This window comes from Kitasatospora sp. NPDC088134 (assembly GCF_044741705.1).
Classification (GTDB): domain Bacteria; phylum Actinomycetota; class Actinomycetes; order Streptomycetales; family Streptomycetaceae; genus Kitasatospora.
On record NZ_JBIUTD010000002.1, the window covers coordinates 96,352 to 111,695 of the forward strand.

General features: G+C 74.2%; 13 protein-coding genes. 7 read left to right on the forward strand and 6 right to left on the reverse strand.

Translation table 11 applies throughout. The features are described from left to right. Window positions 1-50: 50 nt before the first annotated feature. Both ACIOHG_RS04005 and ACIOHG_RS04010 read right to left on the reverse strand, forming a co-directional pair. Window positions 51-1,271, reverse strand: a complete 1,221-nt coding sequence (locus tag ACIOHG_RS04005; RefSeq protein WP_400945011.1) for an acetyl-CoA C-acetyltransferase — start codon at window positions 1,269-1,271, stop codon at window positions 51-53. 59 nt (window positions 1,272-1,330) lie between these two features. Beyond that, window positions 1,331-2,431 carry an SGNH/GDSL hydrolase family protein gene (locus tag ACIOHG_RS04010; protein WP_400945013.1) on the reverse strand — a complete coding sequence of 367 codons (1,101 nt, stop codon included), beginning with the start codon at window positions 2,429-2,431 and terminating at the stop codon, window positions 1,331-1,333. Between the two features lie 818 nt (window positions 2,432-3,249). Between ACIOHG_RS04010 and ACIOHG_RS04015 the strand changes: the two genes are divergently transcribed. From ACIOHG_RS04015 to ACIOHG_RS04035, 5 genes are all read left to right on the forward strand, one after another. Further along, window positions 3,250-4,674, forward strand: coding sequence for a cystathionine beta-synthase (locus ACIOHG_RS04015; RefSeq protein WP_400945014.1), 1,425 nt, complete (start codon window positions 3,250-3,252; stop codon window positions 4,672-4,674). Window positions 4,675-5,123: 449 nt separating this feature from the next. Beyond that, window positions 5,124-5,450, forward strand: coding sequence for a hypothetical protein (locus ACIOHG_RS04020; protein ID WP_400945016.1), 327 nt, complete (start codon window positions 5,124-5,126; stop codon window positions 5,448-5,450). A gap of 139 nt (window positions 5,451-5,589) precedes the next feature. Beyond that, window positions 5,590-6,867: an Ig-like domain-containing protein gene (locus ACIOHG_RS04025; RefSeq protein ID WP_400945018.1), complete on the forward strand. Its 1,278-nt coding sequence runs from the start codon at window positions 5,590-5,592 to the stop codon at window positions 6,865-6,867. A 64-nt stretch (window positions 6,868-6,931) separates the two neighbouring features. Then, the gene (locus ACIOHG_RS04030) at window positions 6,932-8,314 is read left to right on the forward strand and encodes a hypothetical protein (RefSeq protein WP_400945020.1); all 1,383 of its coding nucleotides are present in this window, start codon (window positions 6,932-6,934) and stop codon (window positions 8,312-8,314) included. Window positions 8,315-8,460: 146 nt separating this feature from the next. After that, complete coding sequence (locus ACIOHG_RS04035; protein WP_400945022.1) at window positions 8,461-8,958, forward strand: DUF1203 domain-containing protein; 498 nt, start codon at window positions 8,461-8,463, stop codon at window positions 8,956-8,958. 1 nt (window position 8,959) lies between these two features. Here ACIOHG_RS04035 and ACIOHG_RS04040 read toward each other — a convergent pair whose 3' ends face one another. The 3 genes from ACIOHG_RS04040 to ACIOHG_RS04050 form a co-directional block, all read right to left on the reverse strand. Beyond that, complete coding sequence (locus ACIOHG_RS04040) at window positions 8,960-9,328, reverse strand: cupin domain-containing protein (RefSeq protein ID WP_400945024.1); 369 nt, start codon at window positions 9,326-9,328, stop codon at window positions 8,960-8,962. A 116-nt stretch (window positions 9,329-9,444) separates the two neighbouring features. After that, window positions 9,445-10,572 (reverse strand): hypothetical protein, encoded by a 1,128-nt coding sequence (locus ACIOHG_RS04045; RefSeq protein ID WP_400945026.1) that lies wholly within the window; start codon window positions 10,570-10,572, stop codon window positions 9,445-9,447. A gap of 29 nt (window positions 10,573-10,601) precedes the next feature. Next, entirely contained in the window at window positions 10,602-12,233 is a 1,632-nt protein-coding gene (locus tag ACIOHG_RS04050) for a M48 family metalloprotease (RefSeq protein ID WP_400945028.1), read from the reverse strand. 189 nt (window positions 12,234-12,422) lie between these two features. On the opposite strand from ACIOHG_RS04050, the gene ACIOHG_RS04055 reads away from it, so the two are divergent. Continuing rightward, window positions 12,423-13,577: a cystathionine gamma-synthase gene (locus ACIOHG_RS04055; protein ID WP_400945030.1), complete on the forward strand. Its 1,155-nt coding sequence runs from the start codon at window positions 12,423-12,425 to the stop codon at window positions 13,575-13,577. Between the two features lie 15 nt (window positions 13,578-13,592). Here ACIOHG_RS04055 and ACIOHG_RS04060 read toward each other — a convergent pair whose 3' ends face one another. Continuing rightward, entirely contained in the window at window positions 13,593-14,024 is a 432-nt protein-coding gene (locus ACIOHG_RS04060; protein ID WP_400945032.1) for a MarR family winged helix-turn-helix transcriptional regulator, read from the reverse strand. An 89-nt stretch (window positions 14,025-14,113) separates the two neighbouring features. Here ACIOHG_RS04060 and ilvA point away from each other — a divergent pair, with 89 nt between their 5' ends. Next, on the forward strand, window positions 14,114-15,325 hold the full coding sequence (gene ilvA / locus ACIOHG_RS04065) for a threonine ammonia-lyase (protein ID WP_400945034.1): 1,212 nt from the start codon (window positions 14,114-14,116) through the stop codon (window positions 15,323-15,325). Window positions 15,326-15,344: the final 19 nt, after the last annotated feature.

The window sequence follows — 15,344 nt, forward strand, 5'->3', positions numbered from 1 at the left end:
CTCGGTGACTCCGGACGGGTGAGACGCCCGTCACAGTGCCACCGACGGCCTCAGCTGAGGCGCTCGATGACCATCGCCATGCCCTGGCCGCCGCCGACGCACATGGTCTCCAGGCCGAACTGCTTGTCGTGCCACTGCAGGGAGTTGATCAGCGTGGTGGTGATCCGGGCGCCGGTCATGCCGAAGGGGTGGCCGACCGCGATCGCGCCGCCGTTCACGTTCAGCCGGTCCAGGTCGATGCCCAGGTCCCGGTAGGACGGGATGACCTGGGCCGCGAAGGCCTCGTTGATCTCGACCAGGTCGATGTCGCCGATCGACAGACCGGCCCGCTTCAGCGCCTGCTTGGACGCCTCCACCGGGCCGTAGCCCATGATCTCGGGGGAGAGGCCGGAGACGCCGGTGGAGACCACCCGGGCCAGCGGCGTGATGCCCAGCTCGCGGGCCTTGGTGTCGGACATGACCACCAGCGCGGCCGCGCCGTCGTTCAGCGGGCAGCAGTTACCGGCCGTCACGGTCCCGTCCGGGCGGAACACCGGCTTCAGGCCGGACACGCCCTCCAGGGTCACGCCCGCGCGCGGGCCGTCGTCCGCGCTCACCACGGTGCCGTCCGGCAGCGTCACCGGGGTGATCTCGCGCTGCCAGAAGCCGGCCTCGATCGCCGCCTCGGCCAGGTTCTGCGAGCGCACGCCGAACTCGTCCTGCTCGGCCCGGGAGATCCCCTTCAGCGCGGCCAGGTTCTCCGCGGTCTGGCCCATGGCGATGTACGCGTCCGGCAGCAGGCCGTCCTCGCGCGGGTCGTGCCACTCGCCGCCGCCGGTCTCCGCGCGGTGCTTGGTGCGGGCCTGCGCCTCGTCGAACAGCGGGTTCATGGTGCCCGGCATGCCGTCCGAGGTGCCGTGGATCGAGCGCGAGACGGTCTCCACGCCGGCCGAGACGAAGATGTCGCCCTCGCCGGCCTTGATCGCGTGCAGCGCCATCCGGGTCGTCTGCAGCGAGGAGGAGCAGTAGCGGGTGATCGTCGCGCCCGGCAGGTAGTCCATGCCCATCTGGACGGCCACGATCCGGGCCAGGTTGTGGCCCTGCTCGCCGCCCGGCAGGCCGCAGCCCAGCATCAGGTCGTCGATCTGCCGCGGGTCCAGCTCCGGCACCTTGGCCAGCGCCGCGCCGATGATCTGCGCGGTCAGGTCGTCCGGGCGGATGTCCTTCAGCGAACCCTTGAACGCCCGGCCGATCGGCGAACGGGCGGCGCTGACGATGACGGCTTCGGGCATGGCGGGCTCCTCGCTGAGTGACCTCGGGACGGGCGATCCGGTGGATCTCCCCGGGAAAGTTACCGCTTGGTAGCTCCGGCGTCATCCGCCTCCGGATGTGAGTTCGCCGACGCGCCCGCCCGCGGCTCCGGACCCTCCGCCGGAACGGCCGCCCCCGCCTCCTCGCTGCCGGGCAGCGCCAGCCGGAACCGCTGCTTCAGCGTCGCCCACCGCCACGTCCCGTTCTCCGGCCCGGCCGCCGACACCTCGGTGCCCGAACGCCCCGCCGCCGCGGCCGCGGCCATCGCCATCGGCAGCACCGCCTGCGGCTCGGCCGCCGCGCCCGCCGCCGGGACGTCCTGCGGCCACAGCTCCAGCACCGCGCACAGCGAGGGCAGCAGCGCCATCGCCGCCGTCGCGTACCCCTGCGCCGACGGGTGGTAGCGGTCCGCCGCGAACAGCTCCGGCCGGGCCGCGAACTCCGGGCCCAGCAGCGAGCCCAGCGAGACCGTCCGGCCGCCCGCCTCCACCACCGCGATGGTCTGCGCCGCCGCCAACTGCCGGCTGACCCGGCGGGCCACCCAGCGCAGCGGCGGCCGCACCGGCTTGATCGTCCCCAGGTCCGGGCAGGTCCCGACCACCACCCGGCAGCCCGCCGAGACCAGCCGCCCCACCGCCTCGCCCAGCTCCCGGACGCTGCGCGCCGCCGGGGCGTGCCGGGTCACGTCGTTGGCGCCGATCATCACCACCGCGACCTCCGGCCGGGCCGGCAGCACCGCCTCCACCTGCCGGGCCAGGTCGGAGGAGCGCGCGCCCGAGCGGGCCACGTTCACCAGCCGCACCCGGCGCTCCGCGACCGAGGCCAGCCCCGCGGCGAGCAGCGCGCCCGGCGTCTCCTGGGCCCGCTGCACGCCCAGGCCCGCCGCCGTCGAGTCGCCCAGGAACGCCAGCACCAGCGGAGCCCGCCGGTCCGCCGGGTCGGCGAACGCCTCCCCGTACACCCCGTCCGCGCGCGGCGGATCACCCTCCAGCAGGCCGATCGCCCGCACCGCCAGCCGGCTCTCGGTCAGCAGCAACCCGGCCAGACCCACCCCCAGCAGCCCCAGCCCCCCGCCGCCGTACGCCGCCGCCGTGGCGATCCGCCGCGCCACCCGGGCCCTCGACGCCTGCGATCCACCCATCCGGCAACCCCCTCTCCCTCCGCTCCGCTCCCCCCTCTGGTACCCGCCCACCACCCCCGCCTACCGGGAACCACCCACCTGCCGGACGAGAGAGCAGACCGCAGCCGCGCCGCACTCCCGCCGGAGGCGGCCTGCCGGCCTGCGGCCGGACCGGAGAGCGAACCGGCCCGCCGGGGGGCGGGAGAGCGGACGGAGAGAGGGAGGTGAGCCCGCGCCGCACTCCCGCCGGAGGCGGCCTGCCGGCCTGCGGCCGGACCGGGGGTGCCTCCGGCGGGAACTCGTGATCCGCCCGCCGGAGGCGGGTGAGTGGGCGTTGCGGCTGTGCCGTGCTCCCAGTGGGGGCGGTCTGCCTGCCAGGGGGAGCGGACGGGGAGCGGGGGGCGAGCCCGCGCCGGGCTCCCGCCGGAGGCGGCCTGCCGGCCTGCGGCCGGACCGGGGGTGCCTCTCCCCGGAACCCGTTGTCCGCCCGCCGGAGGCGGGTGAGTGGGCGCGGTGGCTGTGCCGTGCTCCCGCCGGAGGCGGTCCGCCGGCCTGCGGTCGGGCCGGGGCGACCTGCTGGGGGCCTGCCGGGGGAGCTGATGAGAGGGACGAGGCTGCGCCGTGCTCCCGTCGGGCCGGGGTGTCTCTCCCGGGGAGCCGTTGTCCGCCCGCCGGAGGCGGTTTGTCGGTCTGCGGCCGGGGCGGGGGTGTCTCTTCCGGAAGTTCGCGGTTCGCCTGCCGGAGGTGGCGGGGGCCGGTCTCCCGTCCGGGGTGGTGGCCGTGGTGGGGGGTTGGGGGTGGGGCGGGGGCCTAGGCTGGGGGTTTCGGGAAAATCAGTGATGCCACGGACCGGGAGGACCCCCGTGCGGTACCACAATTCGATCATCGAGCTGGTCGGCGACACCCCCTTGCTGAAGCTCAACAAGGTCACCGAGGGCATCAGCGCCACCGTGCTTGCCAAGGTCGAGTACTTCAACCCGGGCGGTTCGGTGAAGGACCGGATCGCCATGCGGATGATCGAGGCGGCGGAGGCTTCCGGCGCGCTCAAGCCCGGCGGCACCATCGTCGAGCCCACCAGCGGGAACACCGGGGTGGGGCTGGCGATCGTGGCCCAGCAGAAGGGCTACAAGTGCATCTTCGTCTGCCCGGACAAGGTGTCCACGGACAAGATCAACACGCTCCGGGCCTACGGCGCGGAGGTCGTGGTCTGCCCGACCGCGGTCGCCCCCGAGCACCCGGACTCGTACTACAACGTCTCGGACCGCCTGGTCCGGGAGACCCCGAACGCCTGGAAGCCGGACCAGTACTCCAACCCGGAGAACCCGGCCTCGCACTACCACTCCACCGGCCCGGAGATCTGGGAGCAGACCGCGGGCAAGGTGACCCACTTCGTGGCGGGCGTCGGCACCGGCGGCACCATCTCCGGCACCGGCAACTACCTGAAGGAGGCGTCCGGCGGCAAGGTGCAGGTGGTCGGCGCGGACCCGGAGGGCTCGGTCTACTCGGGCGGCACCGGCCGGCCGTACCTGGTGGAGGGCGTCGGCGAGGACTTCTGGCCGACCGCGTACGACCGGAACGTCGCGGACCGGATCGTCGCGGTCTCCGACAAGGACTCGTTCCGGATGACCCGCCGGCTGGCCAAGGAGGAGGGCCTGCTGGTCGGCGGTTCCTGCGGGATGGCCGTGGTGGCGGCGCTGGAGGTGGCCCGCGAGCTGGGTCCGGACGACGTGGTCGTGGTGCTGCTGCCGGACGGCGGCCGCGGCTACCTGTCGAAGATCTTCAACGACGACTGGATGGCCGACTACGGCTTCCTGCCGACCGCGACCGACGAGGCGCACATCGGCGAGGTGCTGGCCCGCAAGGACGCCGTCGAGCACGAGGGCATCCCGCAGTTCGTGCACATGCACCCGGGCGAGACGGTCGCGGAGGCGGTCCGGGTGCTGCGGGACTTCGGCGTCTCGCAGATGCCGGTGGTCTCCCCGGGCGCCGGGCACCCGGACATCATGGCCGGCGAGGTGGTCGGCTCGGTGGTGGAGCGCGAGCTGCTGGAGGGGCTGTTCGGCGGGCGCATCCAGCTCACCGACACCCTGGACGGCGTGATGTCGAAGCCGCTGCCGGTGGTCGGCTCCGGCGAGTCGGTGACCAACCTGATGTCGGTGCTGGAGAAGGCCGACGCGGTGGTGGTGCTGGTGGAGGGCAAGCCGCAGGGCATCGTCACCCGCCAGGACCTGCTGGCCTTCCTGACTGCCCGGGCCGGTCACTGACACCCGCTCAAGGTGCCCTGTCCGCCGATCGGGTGAGCGAAAAGTCGGTACGCGGACGTCACAGCTGCGCATCATCCGGTTAACACGCGCAGGGCATCTTTGAAGCACGGCAAGAAGCCGAGCACGGCGGTGGCGGGTAACGGGAGCGGCTCCCCGGACCCCGGGGCCGTCGGCGACACGACGGTCGGCCCTGACCCGGCCCGCCGTGTCCGTCCGTGGGGGACGCCGTCGTCCCGCCCCTGTCCAGGACAGGGTGCGGCGGCTCCCGCGGCAGATCACGCGCCGAGAGGCGCGGCTCCGCGAGCTCCCGGGTGGGGGAGCGCGCGCGAGGCGGCAGGGCCGGTCCGGGTTCGCCCGGGCCGGCCCTCGCCGCGTTTCCGGCGGGGTGCCGCGGGGCGGTGGGCAGGGCCGTTTCCGCTCGGCCCGGCGGACCGCCTACGCTCACTGTCATGACCAGCACTGACCTGCCCGAGCAGGACGCCCCGCGCTACGTCCGCCTGTCCATCGAGCTGATCGCCGAGATCACCGACGAGCAGGCCCTGAAGGCCGCCGCCCTGAGCCAGGTCGCCGACGACGAGTACCTGGACGACGAGGAGCGGGCCCAGGCCACCGAGGCGATCGAGGTCGACCCGACCGGCTCGCTCGCCCACTTCGTCGACCCGGTCGCCCTGCTCGGCGACGTTCCCGGTGTCGAACTCGCCTCCGCCACCTGGGAGTCCGCCACCACCGACTACGACCCGGACGACGAGAGCTGGGACGAGTACGAGGTGCAGTGACACCTGTTCCCGCCGACTCCCGCGCGGCAGCCGCAGAAGCCCGGTCCGGTGCCCCCGACCGGGCTTTTGTCCGTTCTATGGACTCCTTGGGTACTCTCGTACGATCTACACATGAATGCGTGATCTTGGACCGAGGAGCGTGGACGTGACCGCAGCGGAGAAGCAGGACCGGCCGCGCGGCGGCGGCTGGAGCCGGCGCAGCATGCTCTCCGGGCTGCTGGGGGCGCCCGTGCTGCTGGTCGCGGCCTGCTCCGGGAGCAAGGACGTGACCGGCCGGACCGGCGCGTCCGGTGCGTCCGGTGCGAGCGGCGGCACCCCGGCCGGGTCGAGCACTCCGAAGCCCTCGGTCGCGAAGATCACCGTCAGCCCCGCGGACGGCACCACCGCCGCGCCGTTCGCCGACCCGGTCACCGTCACCGTCCAGGACGGCACGCTGACCTCGGTCACCGTCACCGACGGCGCCGGGAAGGCGATAGCCGGGCAGCTCGCCGCCGACGGCGCGAGCTGGACCTCCACCGACCGGCTGGCCAGCGGCAGCACGTACGCGGTGACCGCCGCCGCGGTCGACAAGGACAAGCGCCCCGCGGACGCCAACGCGCGCTTCTCCACCGCCTCCCCGGCCAACACCTTCGTCGGCTACTTCACGCCCGAGGACGGCTCCACCGTCGGCGTCGGCATGCCGGTGTCGATCAACTTCAACAAGCCGGTCACCGACCGGAAGGCCGTCGAGCAGGCGATCACCGTGGTCGCCGACCCGCCGGTCGAGGTCGTCGGCCACTGGTACGACGCCACCCGGCTCGACTTCCGCCCCGAGCGGTACTGGGCGAAGGGCACCAAGGTCACCCTGAAGCTCCGGCTGAAGGACGTGGCCGGCGCCAAGGGCGTCTACGGCACCCAGTCCAAGGACGTCACCTTCACCGTCGGCCGCAGCCAGGTCTCGGTCGCCGACCTGAGGGCCGACACCCTCACCGTCACCACCGACGGCGTGGTCAGCGCCACCTACCCGGTGATCGGCGGCGCCCCCGACCACCGCACCTGGGGCGGGAAGATGGTGATCTCCGAGCGGTACCAGGAGACCCGGATGAACTCCGCGACGGTCGGGCTCGGCAGCGAGTACGACATCCCGGACGTCCCGCACGCCCAGCGGCTGACCACCTCGGGCACCTTCATCCACGGCAACTACTGGTCGCCCGCCGCGCAGTTCGGCAGCGCCAACACCAGCCACGGCTGCATCGCCCTGCAGGACGTCCAGGGCGGCGGCGACCCGGGCACCAACGCGGCCAGGTTCTTCGGGAGCTCGATGGTCGGGGACGTGGTCGAGGTGGTCAACTCCGGTGACCGGACGGTCAACCCGTCGAACGGCCTGAACGGCTGGAACCTGAGCTGGGCGGACTGGAAGGCCGGCAGCGCGCTCTGACGCCGCGCCCCCCAAAGGACGGTTAAAATATTCGTGTGCGGGGGGACGCACCACTGTGCTGAGCTTGGCTCCGCGACCAGGGCCGTCCGGGCCCCGCGATCGTCCTCAGCCGCAGGAGCCTGCCATCAACACCCCCACCCGTCGCTCCGTCCGCGCCGGCATAGCCCTCACCGCCGGAGCCGTCGCGCTCACCACCGGCCTCGCCGCCTGCAGCACGGTCGAGCAACTGAGCGCGGGCGACAAGCTCGACAACGCCTTCCAGAAGCTCGGCGACGCCAAGTCGCTCCGGATCGACCTGTCCTTCGACGCCACCCCCGAGCAGGTGGTGGCCTTCGGCAAGGCCGTCGACAGCCCGATCGAGCAGCAGGCCGCCGACCTGATGGGCGACCTCCGGCTGTCCGTCACCCTGACGTCCGACAAGCCGCTCAAGGACAGCGAGGCGTTCAAGAACGGCTACACCGGCACCACCAACCCCTACGACCTCAAGGGCGTCGCGGTCGGCTACACGTTGACCGCCAAGAAGTCCGGCAAGACCTACGCCGACATCCGCCTGGTCGACCGGAAGATGTACGTCCAGGCGGACGTCCGCGGCATCGCCGGCCTGGCCGGCCAGGACCCGGCCCAGATCGACCAGGCGGTCGCCCAGCTGCCGCCCGCGGCCGCCCCGATCAAGGACGTCGTCGACGGCAAGTGGCTCGCCGTCGACCTCGGCAAGCTCCAGGAGCTGTCCGAGCAGGCCGCCAAGGGCGGGAAGCCCGGCGACTCCGGCAAGATCGACCCCAACGACATCGGCCGCGCCACCCTTCCGGACGGCCTGCCCGGCGCCGACGGCGCCGCCGTCCAGGAGTTCGCCAAGTCGCTGAAGGACGCGTTCAGCAAGAACGTCACCCTGGAGGAGAAGGGCAAGGAGGGCGACGCGGACGTGATCCGGGTCTCCGCCCCGCTCCGCCCGCTGGTCAAGAGCTTCACCGACTCCGCCAAGGCGCTCACCCGGAGCATCCCCGGCTCCCCGGCCCTCCCGCTGGAGGACGAGGACCTCTCGGACGTCCCGGACCGCAAGCTCTCCGCCGACGTGCAGATCAAGAACGGCCGGGCGCAGGCCGTGCTGTTCGACCTCGCCCAGCTCGACGACAAGGCCGACGGCTCGGCGCACCTCCCGCTCCGGGTCGGCTTCTCCGGCGACACCGCCCCGCTGACCGCCCCGACCGGCGCCACCGTGCTCGACCTGGACAAGGTGAAGGAGCTGGTCGCCTCGATGGGCCGCTCCACGGCCGGCTCCGCGGGCGACGCCGACTACGGCGACCTGCCCGCCACCGAGCTGACCGCCGGCCAGATCGCCGAACTGGCGAAGCTCGGCGTCGACGGGAACACCGCCCGGGCGATGGCCCGGGCCGGCCTCAGCTTCGAGGAGATGAAGGAGATCGCCCCCGGCAGCCACCGCGGCTGACGGACCGTCGCGCACCGCGGCCCGCCGCAGGACACCCTCCTGCGGCGGGCCGCGCCGCGTCCGGGCCCGGGGTCCGCGCCGGGCGGCGGCAGTGCGACGTCCGGAAGCCGCCGGACCGGGCCGCCCCGGCGGCGCAGGCTGGAGGCGTGAACACCACCGCCACCGCCACTGCCACCGAGGTCCGGGCCGTCCCCGCCGCCGTGCTCGCCGAACTGCGGCGCACCGACGACGCCGGGCGCCCCGCCGTCCCCTTCACCGTCGAGGACGGCGGCCACCCGCTGCGCTGCTGTCTCACCCGGGCCCGCCCCGGCGAGCGGATCGCCCTGGTCTCCTACGCGCCGCTGCGCCGCTGGGCCGCCGCGACCGGCTGCGACCCCGGCGCGTACGTGGAGACCGGCCCGGTCTTCCTGCACGCCGAGCCGTGCGCGGGCTTCGCCGGCGGCTGGCCGGACGGCTTCCACGGCACCCACCGGGTGCTGCGGGCCTACGGCGCGGACGGCCGCATCCTCGGTGGCCGGCTCGGCGAACCCGCCGAACTGCCCGCGCTGGCCGCCGAGTTGCTGGCCGATCCGGAGACGGCCGTGCTGCACGTCCGGGCCGTCGAGTTCGGCTGCTTCCTGCACGAGGTGCACCGGGCCGGGTGACTCAGCCCCGCGGCTTGGCGTAGTCGACGTAGCCCTGCCAGTCGAGCATCACGCAGGGCGCGTCGCCGAGCACCCAGGCGTCGTGTCCGGGCGGGCAGACCATGAAGTCGCCCGCGCCGAACTCCTCGGCCTGGCCGTCGTCCATCTCCACCCGCAGCCGCCCGGAGATCACGTACCCGACGTGCGAGGCCAGGCAGCTGTCGGTGCCGGCGATCGGCTTCACGTGCTCGGACCAGCGCCAGCCCGGCTCGAAGACCGCTCGGCCGATGCCGCCGCCCGCCAGGTTCACCAGCGCCAGCTGCCCCTTGCCGCCCTCGAACGGGCGGACCTCCTCCGGCTGGTCCAGACTCATTCGCTCCAACCCGGCCATCTCACTCCACCTCCGGCCGAGAACGACCCGCGCCCCCGTCGCCGGGCTCGGCGGCGGGGGCGCGGCTTGACGTCTCCATCATCGGCACCGGGCCGGACGGACGCGACGCGGGACGGTCAGTCGCCGGACCGCCCGGCGGTGGCGGCCAGCACGATGTCGATCCGGTCGCCGACGAACTTGTCGACGTCCTGCTGCCAGTACGTCCACGGCAGGGGGACGATCGGGCCGAGCGCCCGCAGGTGCTCCATCGCCTCGGCCTCGCGGCCGGACCGGCCCAGCACCCAGACCAGCCAGCCGTGGGCGTACAGGCGGCGCGGGCTGTCCGGGGCGGCGGCCGCCAGGTCCGCGATCACGGCGTCCGCGGCGGCCCGCACCGCCGGGGCGGCGTAGGCGCCGTCCCCGGCGTCCCCGCGCCGGAACTCCTCGTAGTACGCCTCCAGCTTGAGCGCCGTGAACAGGCTGCCGGCCGGTGCGGCGGCGATCGCGGCGTCCACGAAGGCGTGCATCTTCTCGTGGCTGCCGTGCCACTTGTCGCACCGGTACTGCAGGGCCCGGGCGTGGGCCCGGAAGTGCAGCGGATCGCGGTCGACGATCTCCGCCCAGAGCTCCAGGAACCGGGCGTTGTCCCAGTTCTGGCCCATCGCCAGGGAGATCTGCGCGACGTACGGCGACGGGTCGCCCGGGTCGGCCAGCCGGACCGCCTCCGCGGCAACCGCCGCGGCGTCGCCGAGGACCTTGTGGAAGGCGTTCGCCCGCTCCTGGCTGACCCGGTCGGCGCTCCAGCCGGTGCGCACCTTCCAGGCCAGGGCGATCAGCGCGTCGAGGTCGACCACGGCGGCGTCGGCGCTCTCCGGGCGCTCGGCGCGCCAGGCCCGCAGCCAGGCGTCGTCCTCGACGGCCGGGCCGGAGAAGCGGCGGATCAGCGCCCAGCGCCGGTCCTGGTCCTGGCCGGCCCCGGCCAGCAGGTCGGCGGCGGGGTGCCAGTCGCCGGTCCCCAGGGCGGCCAGCGCGGCGTCCACGTCCGGGCCGGTGATCCCCGGGTCGGGGACCAGCTCGGCCCGGGGCACCAGGCCGTGCTCGGCGGGGACGATGGTCGGCCGGTTCGCGTCCTCGACCCGGGCGATGGTGGCCTTCGCGGCCGCGGTGGCGGCCTCCAAGTGGGCGGTGCGGCGCTTCATCAGCCAGGTGGCGACCTTGAAGCCGACCAGCAGGACGAGCGGGATGATGACGATCAGTCGGGCCATCGGGGCGGTGCTCCAGGGGTGACGGGGTGTCAGGACGCGGCGGGTGCGGCGGCGGTGCGGGCCTCGGCCAGCAGGGCGCGCAGCGGGGCGGCGTCCGGGGTGTCGGCGACGGCGGCGTCCAGCGCGGCGGGCAGCCGGTCGCCGAGGTCGCCGGGCAGGACCAGCGCGGCCGGGCGGCTCCAGGACAGCTCCCAGCGGGCGGTCCGGTCCGAGGCCAGGGCCAGCACGGTGAGCGTCCGCAGCGCCTCGCGCAGCAGCGGGCGGCGGAACTCGCGGGCGGCCCGGCCGGTGGCCTGCTCGGCCTCCTCGCTCTGCGGCAGCCGCTTCGCCAACTCCTCGCCGCGGCCCGCCTCCAGGGCGTCCAGCAGGGCCTCGACGGTGCCGTGCAGGCCGCTGCCGGTGAGGGCGCGCAGGACGGGCTGGGCCGCCTCGCGGCAGTCCGCGAGCAGCGTCTCGTGCACCAGCTCCGGCCACTCCACCCGGCGCTTGGCGGCGGCCTCCGGGACGAGGTCCAGCGTCTCCAGGTCGCCGAACAGCCGGTCGGCCTCGCGCAGCAGGCCGACCGCGGGCGCGGCGGAGCCCAGGCCGGGCAGGCCGGGGGTGTCCGGCAGGGCCTCGATCGCGGCGACCCGCTGCCGGATCGGCGGGTGCGAGTCGTACGGGTCGGGCTGCTCGTCCGGCAGGTCGAGGCCCATCGCGGTGAGCTCCTCGCGCCGCTGCGGGTCGGCCAGCAGGTGGGCCAGGCCGCCGTAGAACTGGCCGCGCAGCGGCAGCAGGCCGGCCGACCAGCCCATGGTGGCGTAGCGGTTCAGGTAGAAGCCCTGGGCGGCGCCGAGCACCGGGATGCGGCGCAGCGCGGCGGCGGTGGCGTCCCGGCCGGCGACCTCGGCGGCGTGCCGGTCGGCGGCGAACTCCTCGCGGCGGCTGACCGATTCGGTGACCCGGAAGTACAGCTTGGCGTACTGGGTGAACGCCTTGGCGAGGAAGCGCTCGATGCCGCCGTTGCCGGGGTCCTCCTCGCGGGCCTTGCGGCCGCGGGCCTGCCGGTAGGCGTTGTCCTGGGCGATCTCGGCGGCCTTGTCGGCCCGGTGCCGGTCGGCGCGGTGGTGCAGGGTGGCGATGGAGTGCAGCAGCGCGGTGCGGCCGGCCACGGTGACGGCGCCGAGGCGGACGTCGTTGTTGGCGTAGTGGCCGAACTCGTGGGCGAGCACCGAGTCCAGTTCGGCCTCGGTCAGGCCGAGCAGCAGCGGGGCGCCGATCGCCAGGTGGCGCGGGCCGCGGACCAGGCCGAGCAGCCGGGTGTCCTCCGAGACGTAGGCGTTGACGTCCGACACCAGCCGGATCTCGGCGGGCCCGCGGACGCCGGTGGCCTCGGCGATCCGGTCCACCCGGGCCCACAGCCCGGGCTGCTCGGCCCGGGTCAGCACCAGCCCGTCCCGCCCGGTGGCGCGCGGGCGCCTGGTCAGGAACACCACCCGCAGCACCGGGTAGGCGATCGCGGCGCTCAGCGCCCAGAGCTTGACCATGCCGGAGTGGAAGCGGTCTGAGCTGACGACCAGTTCGACGTTGGCCCACACCAGGCCGACCACCACGGCGGCCGAGAGGAGGTAGAACCCGACGAGCAGCGCGACGGCCAGCAGCGCCCGGGTGGAAGTGCGCATGCCGGTGCGCTCGATGGACATACGGGGTGCCCCCAGGGGGTTCGATCATGTGTGCGGCCGGGTGATCGTACCGACACGACCTTCGCCTTTTCGACAACTTTTGGATGACGAAATCCGCTCTTGACCGGCCGTCACGGCACGCTCCGCGAAGGGACGCCGCGCACCGCCCGCCGCACTAGGCTCGGTGACATGACCGAGCACCAGCTTTCCCACGGCTTCGAGACCCTCGCCATCCACGCGGGCCAGGAAGCGGACCCCCGGACCGGGGCAGTCGTGACGCCGATCTACCAGGTGTCCACCTACAAGCAGGACGGCGTCGGCGGCCTGCGCGAGGGCTACGAGTACAGCCGCTCCGCGAACCCGACCCGCACCGCGCTGGAGGAGTGCCTGGCCGCGATCGAGGGCGGCGCCCGCGGCCTCGCCTTCGCCTCCGGCCTGGCCGCCGAGGACACCCTGCTGCGCACCCTGCTCAAGCCGGGCGACCACATCGTCATCCCGAACGACGCCTACGGCGGCACCTTCCGGCTGTTCGCCAAGGTGCTGACCCGCTGGGGCGTCGAGTTCTCCGTCGCCGACACCCACCACCCCGAGAAGGTCCGCGAGGCGATCCGTCCGACCACCCGCGCGGTGTGGGTGGAGACCCCGTCCAACCCGCTGCTGGGCATCACCGACCTGGCCGCGGTCGCCGAGATCGCGCACGCCGCGGGCGCGAAGCTGGTGGTCGACAACACCTTCGCCAGCCCCTACCTGCAGCAGCCGATCTCCTTCGGCGCGGACGTCGTGGTGCACTCCACCACCAAGTACATGGGCGGCCACTCCGACGTGGTCGGCGGCGCCCTGGTGGTCGCCGACGCCGGCCTGGCCGAGGAGGTCGCCTACCACCAGAACGCGATGGGCGCGGTCTCCGGCCCGTTCGACGCCTGGCTGGTGCTGCGCGGCATCAAGACCCTCGGGGTGCGGATGGACCGGCACTCGGAGAACGCCGTCAAGGTCGCCGAACTGCTGTCCGCGCACCCGAAGGTGACCCAGGTGCTGTACCCGGGCCTGCCCACCCACCCGGGCCACGACATCGCCGCCAAGCAGATGAAGGCGTTCGGCGGCATGGTGTCGTTCCGGGTCGCGGGCGGCGAGGAAGCGGCCGTCGCGGTCTGCAACCGGGCCGAACTCTTCACCCTGGGCGAGTCGCTGGGCGGCGTCGAGTCGCTGATCGAGCACCCCGGCCGGATGACCCACGCCTCCGCCGCGGGCTCCCCGCTGGAGGTGCCCGCCGACCTGGTGCGGGTCTCGGTCGGCATCGAGTCCGCCGACGACCTGCTCGCCGACCTGGAGCGGGCGCTCGGCTGACGGTCCGTCAGCGGTTCAACGGCGGCCCAGCAGGCCGTCGTTGAACCGGCCCAGCAGCACGCAGAACAGCGCCCGCTCCTGCGGCGTCCAGCCCGCCGTCAGCTCGGCGATCACCTTCCGCCGCTCCTCCCGCACCTCGGCCAGCCGCCCGGCCCCCAGCGGGGTCAGTGCCAGCCGCACGGTGCGCCGGTCCGCGGGGTACGGCACCCGGGCCAGCAGCCGCTCGCGCAGCAGCGGCGCGGCCTGCCGGGTCACCGTGGAGGAGTCCACGCCGAGCGCGGCGGCGAGCGTCTTCACATTGGCCGGACCGGCCGCGGCCAACTGGTCCAGCAGCAGGAAGGCGGCCCGGTCCAGCTCCTCGGCGGCACTGATCCGCCGCGCGAACACCGCGACCTGGTAGGGAAGTTGGCGGTCGGGATCGGGAATCTCGGGCGAGGGAAGGCTCATCGCGGCTCACGGGGGTGCGGGCGACTCGTGCCCAGCAGCGTACGCGCGCCGGGCGGGCACCGGAACCACGCGGTCATAGGGTGGCGCCCATGCACAGTTGGCCGATCACCCTCGACGACGTCCGGGGTGCGCAGAAGATGCTGGCCGGGGTGGCCCGGGTGACCCCGATGCAGACCAGCCGGTACCTGTCCGGGGTGGCCGGGACGCCGGTCCACCTCAAGTGCGAGAACCTGCAGCGCACCGGGTCGTTCAAGCTGCGCGGGGCGTACCTGCGGATCGCCGGGCTGCTGCCGGTGGAGCGGGCCGCCGGGGTGGTCGCCGCCAGCGCCGGCAACCACGCGCAGGGGGTGGCGCTGGCCGCCGCGCTGCTGGGGGTGCGCTCCACCGTCTTCATGCCGGTCGCCGCCCCGCTGCCGAAGGTCGCCGCGACCCGCGACTACGGCGCGGAGGTCCGGCTGCACGGCGCGAACGTCGACGAGGCGCTGCGGGCGGCGCGCGCGTACGCGGACACCACCGGCGCCGTGTTCATCCACCCCTTCGACCACCTGGACGTCATCACCGGCCAGGCCACCCTCGGCCTGGAGGTGCTGGAGCAGTGCCCCGAGGTGCGCACCGTGCTGGTCGGCACCGGCGGCGGCGGGCTGCTGGCGGGCGTGGCGCTCGCGGTCAAGGCGGTCCGCCCGGACGTCCGGGTGATCGGCGTGCAGGCGGCGGCCGCGGCCGCGTACCCGCCCTCGCTGGCGGCGGGCCGCCCGGTCTCGCTGGAGCGGTTCGCCACGATGGCCGACGGCATCATGGTGGGCCGGCCCGGCGACATCCCGTTCGAGGTGGTGAACGCCCTCGCCGACGGCGTGCTGACGGTCTCCGAGGACGCGCTGTCCCGGGCCCTGCTGGTCGCCCTGGAGCGGCTGAAGCTGGTGGTGGAGCCCGCCGGGGCGGCCCCGATCGCCGCGCTGCTGGCCGAGCCGGGCCGGTTCGAGGGCCCGGTGGTGGCGGTGCTGTCCGGCGGCAACATCGACCCGCAGCTGATGCAGCGGGTGCTGCGGCACGGCCTGGCCGCGGCCGGCCGCTACCTGTCGCTGCGGGTCCGGCTCACCGACAAGCCGGGCGCGCTGGCGGACCTGCTGGGCGTGCTGACCCGGGTGGACGCCAACGTGCTCGACGTCGCGCACGTGCGGATCGACCCGCAGCTGGGCCTCACCGAGGTCGAGGTGGACCTGCACCTGGAGACCAAGGGGCCGGAGCACTGCGCCGCGGTGATCGGCGAGCTGCGGGAGGCCGGGTACGTGGTGAGCCGCTGAGCCCCTCCGGGGCCGGTGC

Coding starts and splice junctions, on each gene's coding strand:
- ACIOHG_RS04040 (WP_400945024.1), bottom strand. CDS start 9,328: ATGGCCGGGTTGGAGCGAATGAGTCTGGACCAGCCGGAGGAGGTCCGC.
- ACIOHG_RS04015 (WP_400945014.1), top strand. CDS start 3,250: ATGCCACGGACCGGGAGGACCCCCGTGCGGTACCACAATTCGATCATC.
- ACIOHG_RS04055 (WP_400945030.1), top strand. CDS start 12,423: ATGACCGAGCACCAGCTTTCCCACGGCTTCGAGACCCTCGCCATCCAC.
- ACIOHG_RS04010 (WP_400945013.1), bottom strand. CDS start 2,431: ATGGGTGGATCGCAGGCGTCGAGGGCCCGGGTGGCGCGGCGGATCGCC.
- ilvA (WP_400945034.1), top strand. CDS start 14,114: ATGCACAGTTGGCCGATCACCCTCGACGACGTCCGGGGTGCGCAGAAG.
- ACIOHG_RS04050 (WP_400945028.1), bottom strand. CDS start 12,233: ATGCGCACTTCCACCCGGGCGCTGCTGGCCGTCGCGCTGCTCGTCGGG.
- ACIOHG_RS04045 (WP_400945026.1), bottom strand. CDS start 10,572: ATGGCCCGACTGATCGTCATCATCCCGCTCGTCCTGCTGGTCGGCTTC.
- ACIOHG_RS04020 (WP_400945016.1), top strand. CDS start 5,124: ATGACCAGCACTGACCTGCCCGAGCAGGACGCCCCGCGCTACGTCCGC.
- ACIOHG_RS04060 (WP_400945032.1), bottom strand. CDS start 14,024: ATGAGCCTTCCCTCGCCCGAGATTCCCGATCCCGACCGCCAACTTCCC.
- ACIOHG_RS04005 (WP_400945011.1), bottom strand. CDS start 1,271: ATGCCCGAAGCCGTCATCGTCAGCGCCGCCCGTTCGCCGATCGGCCGG.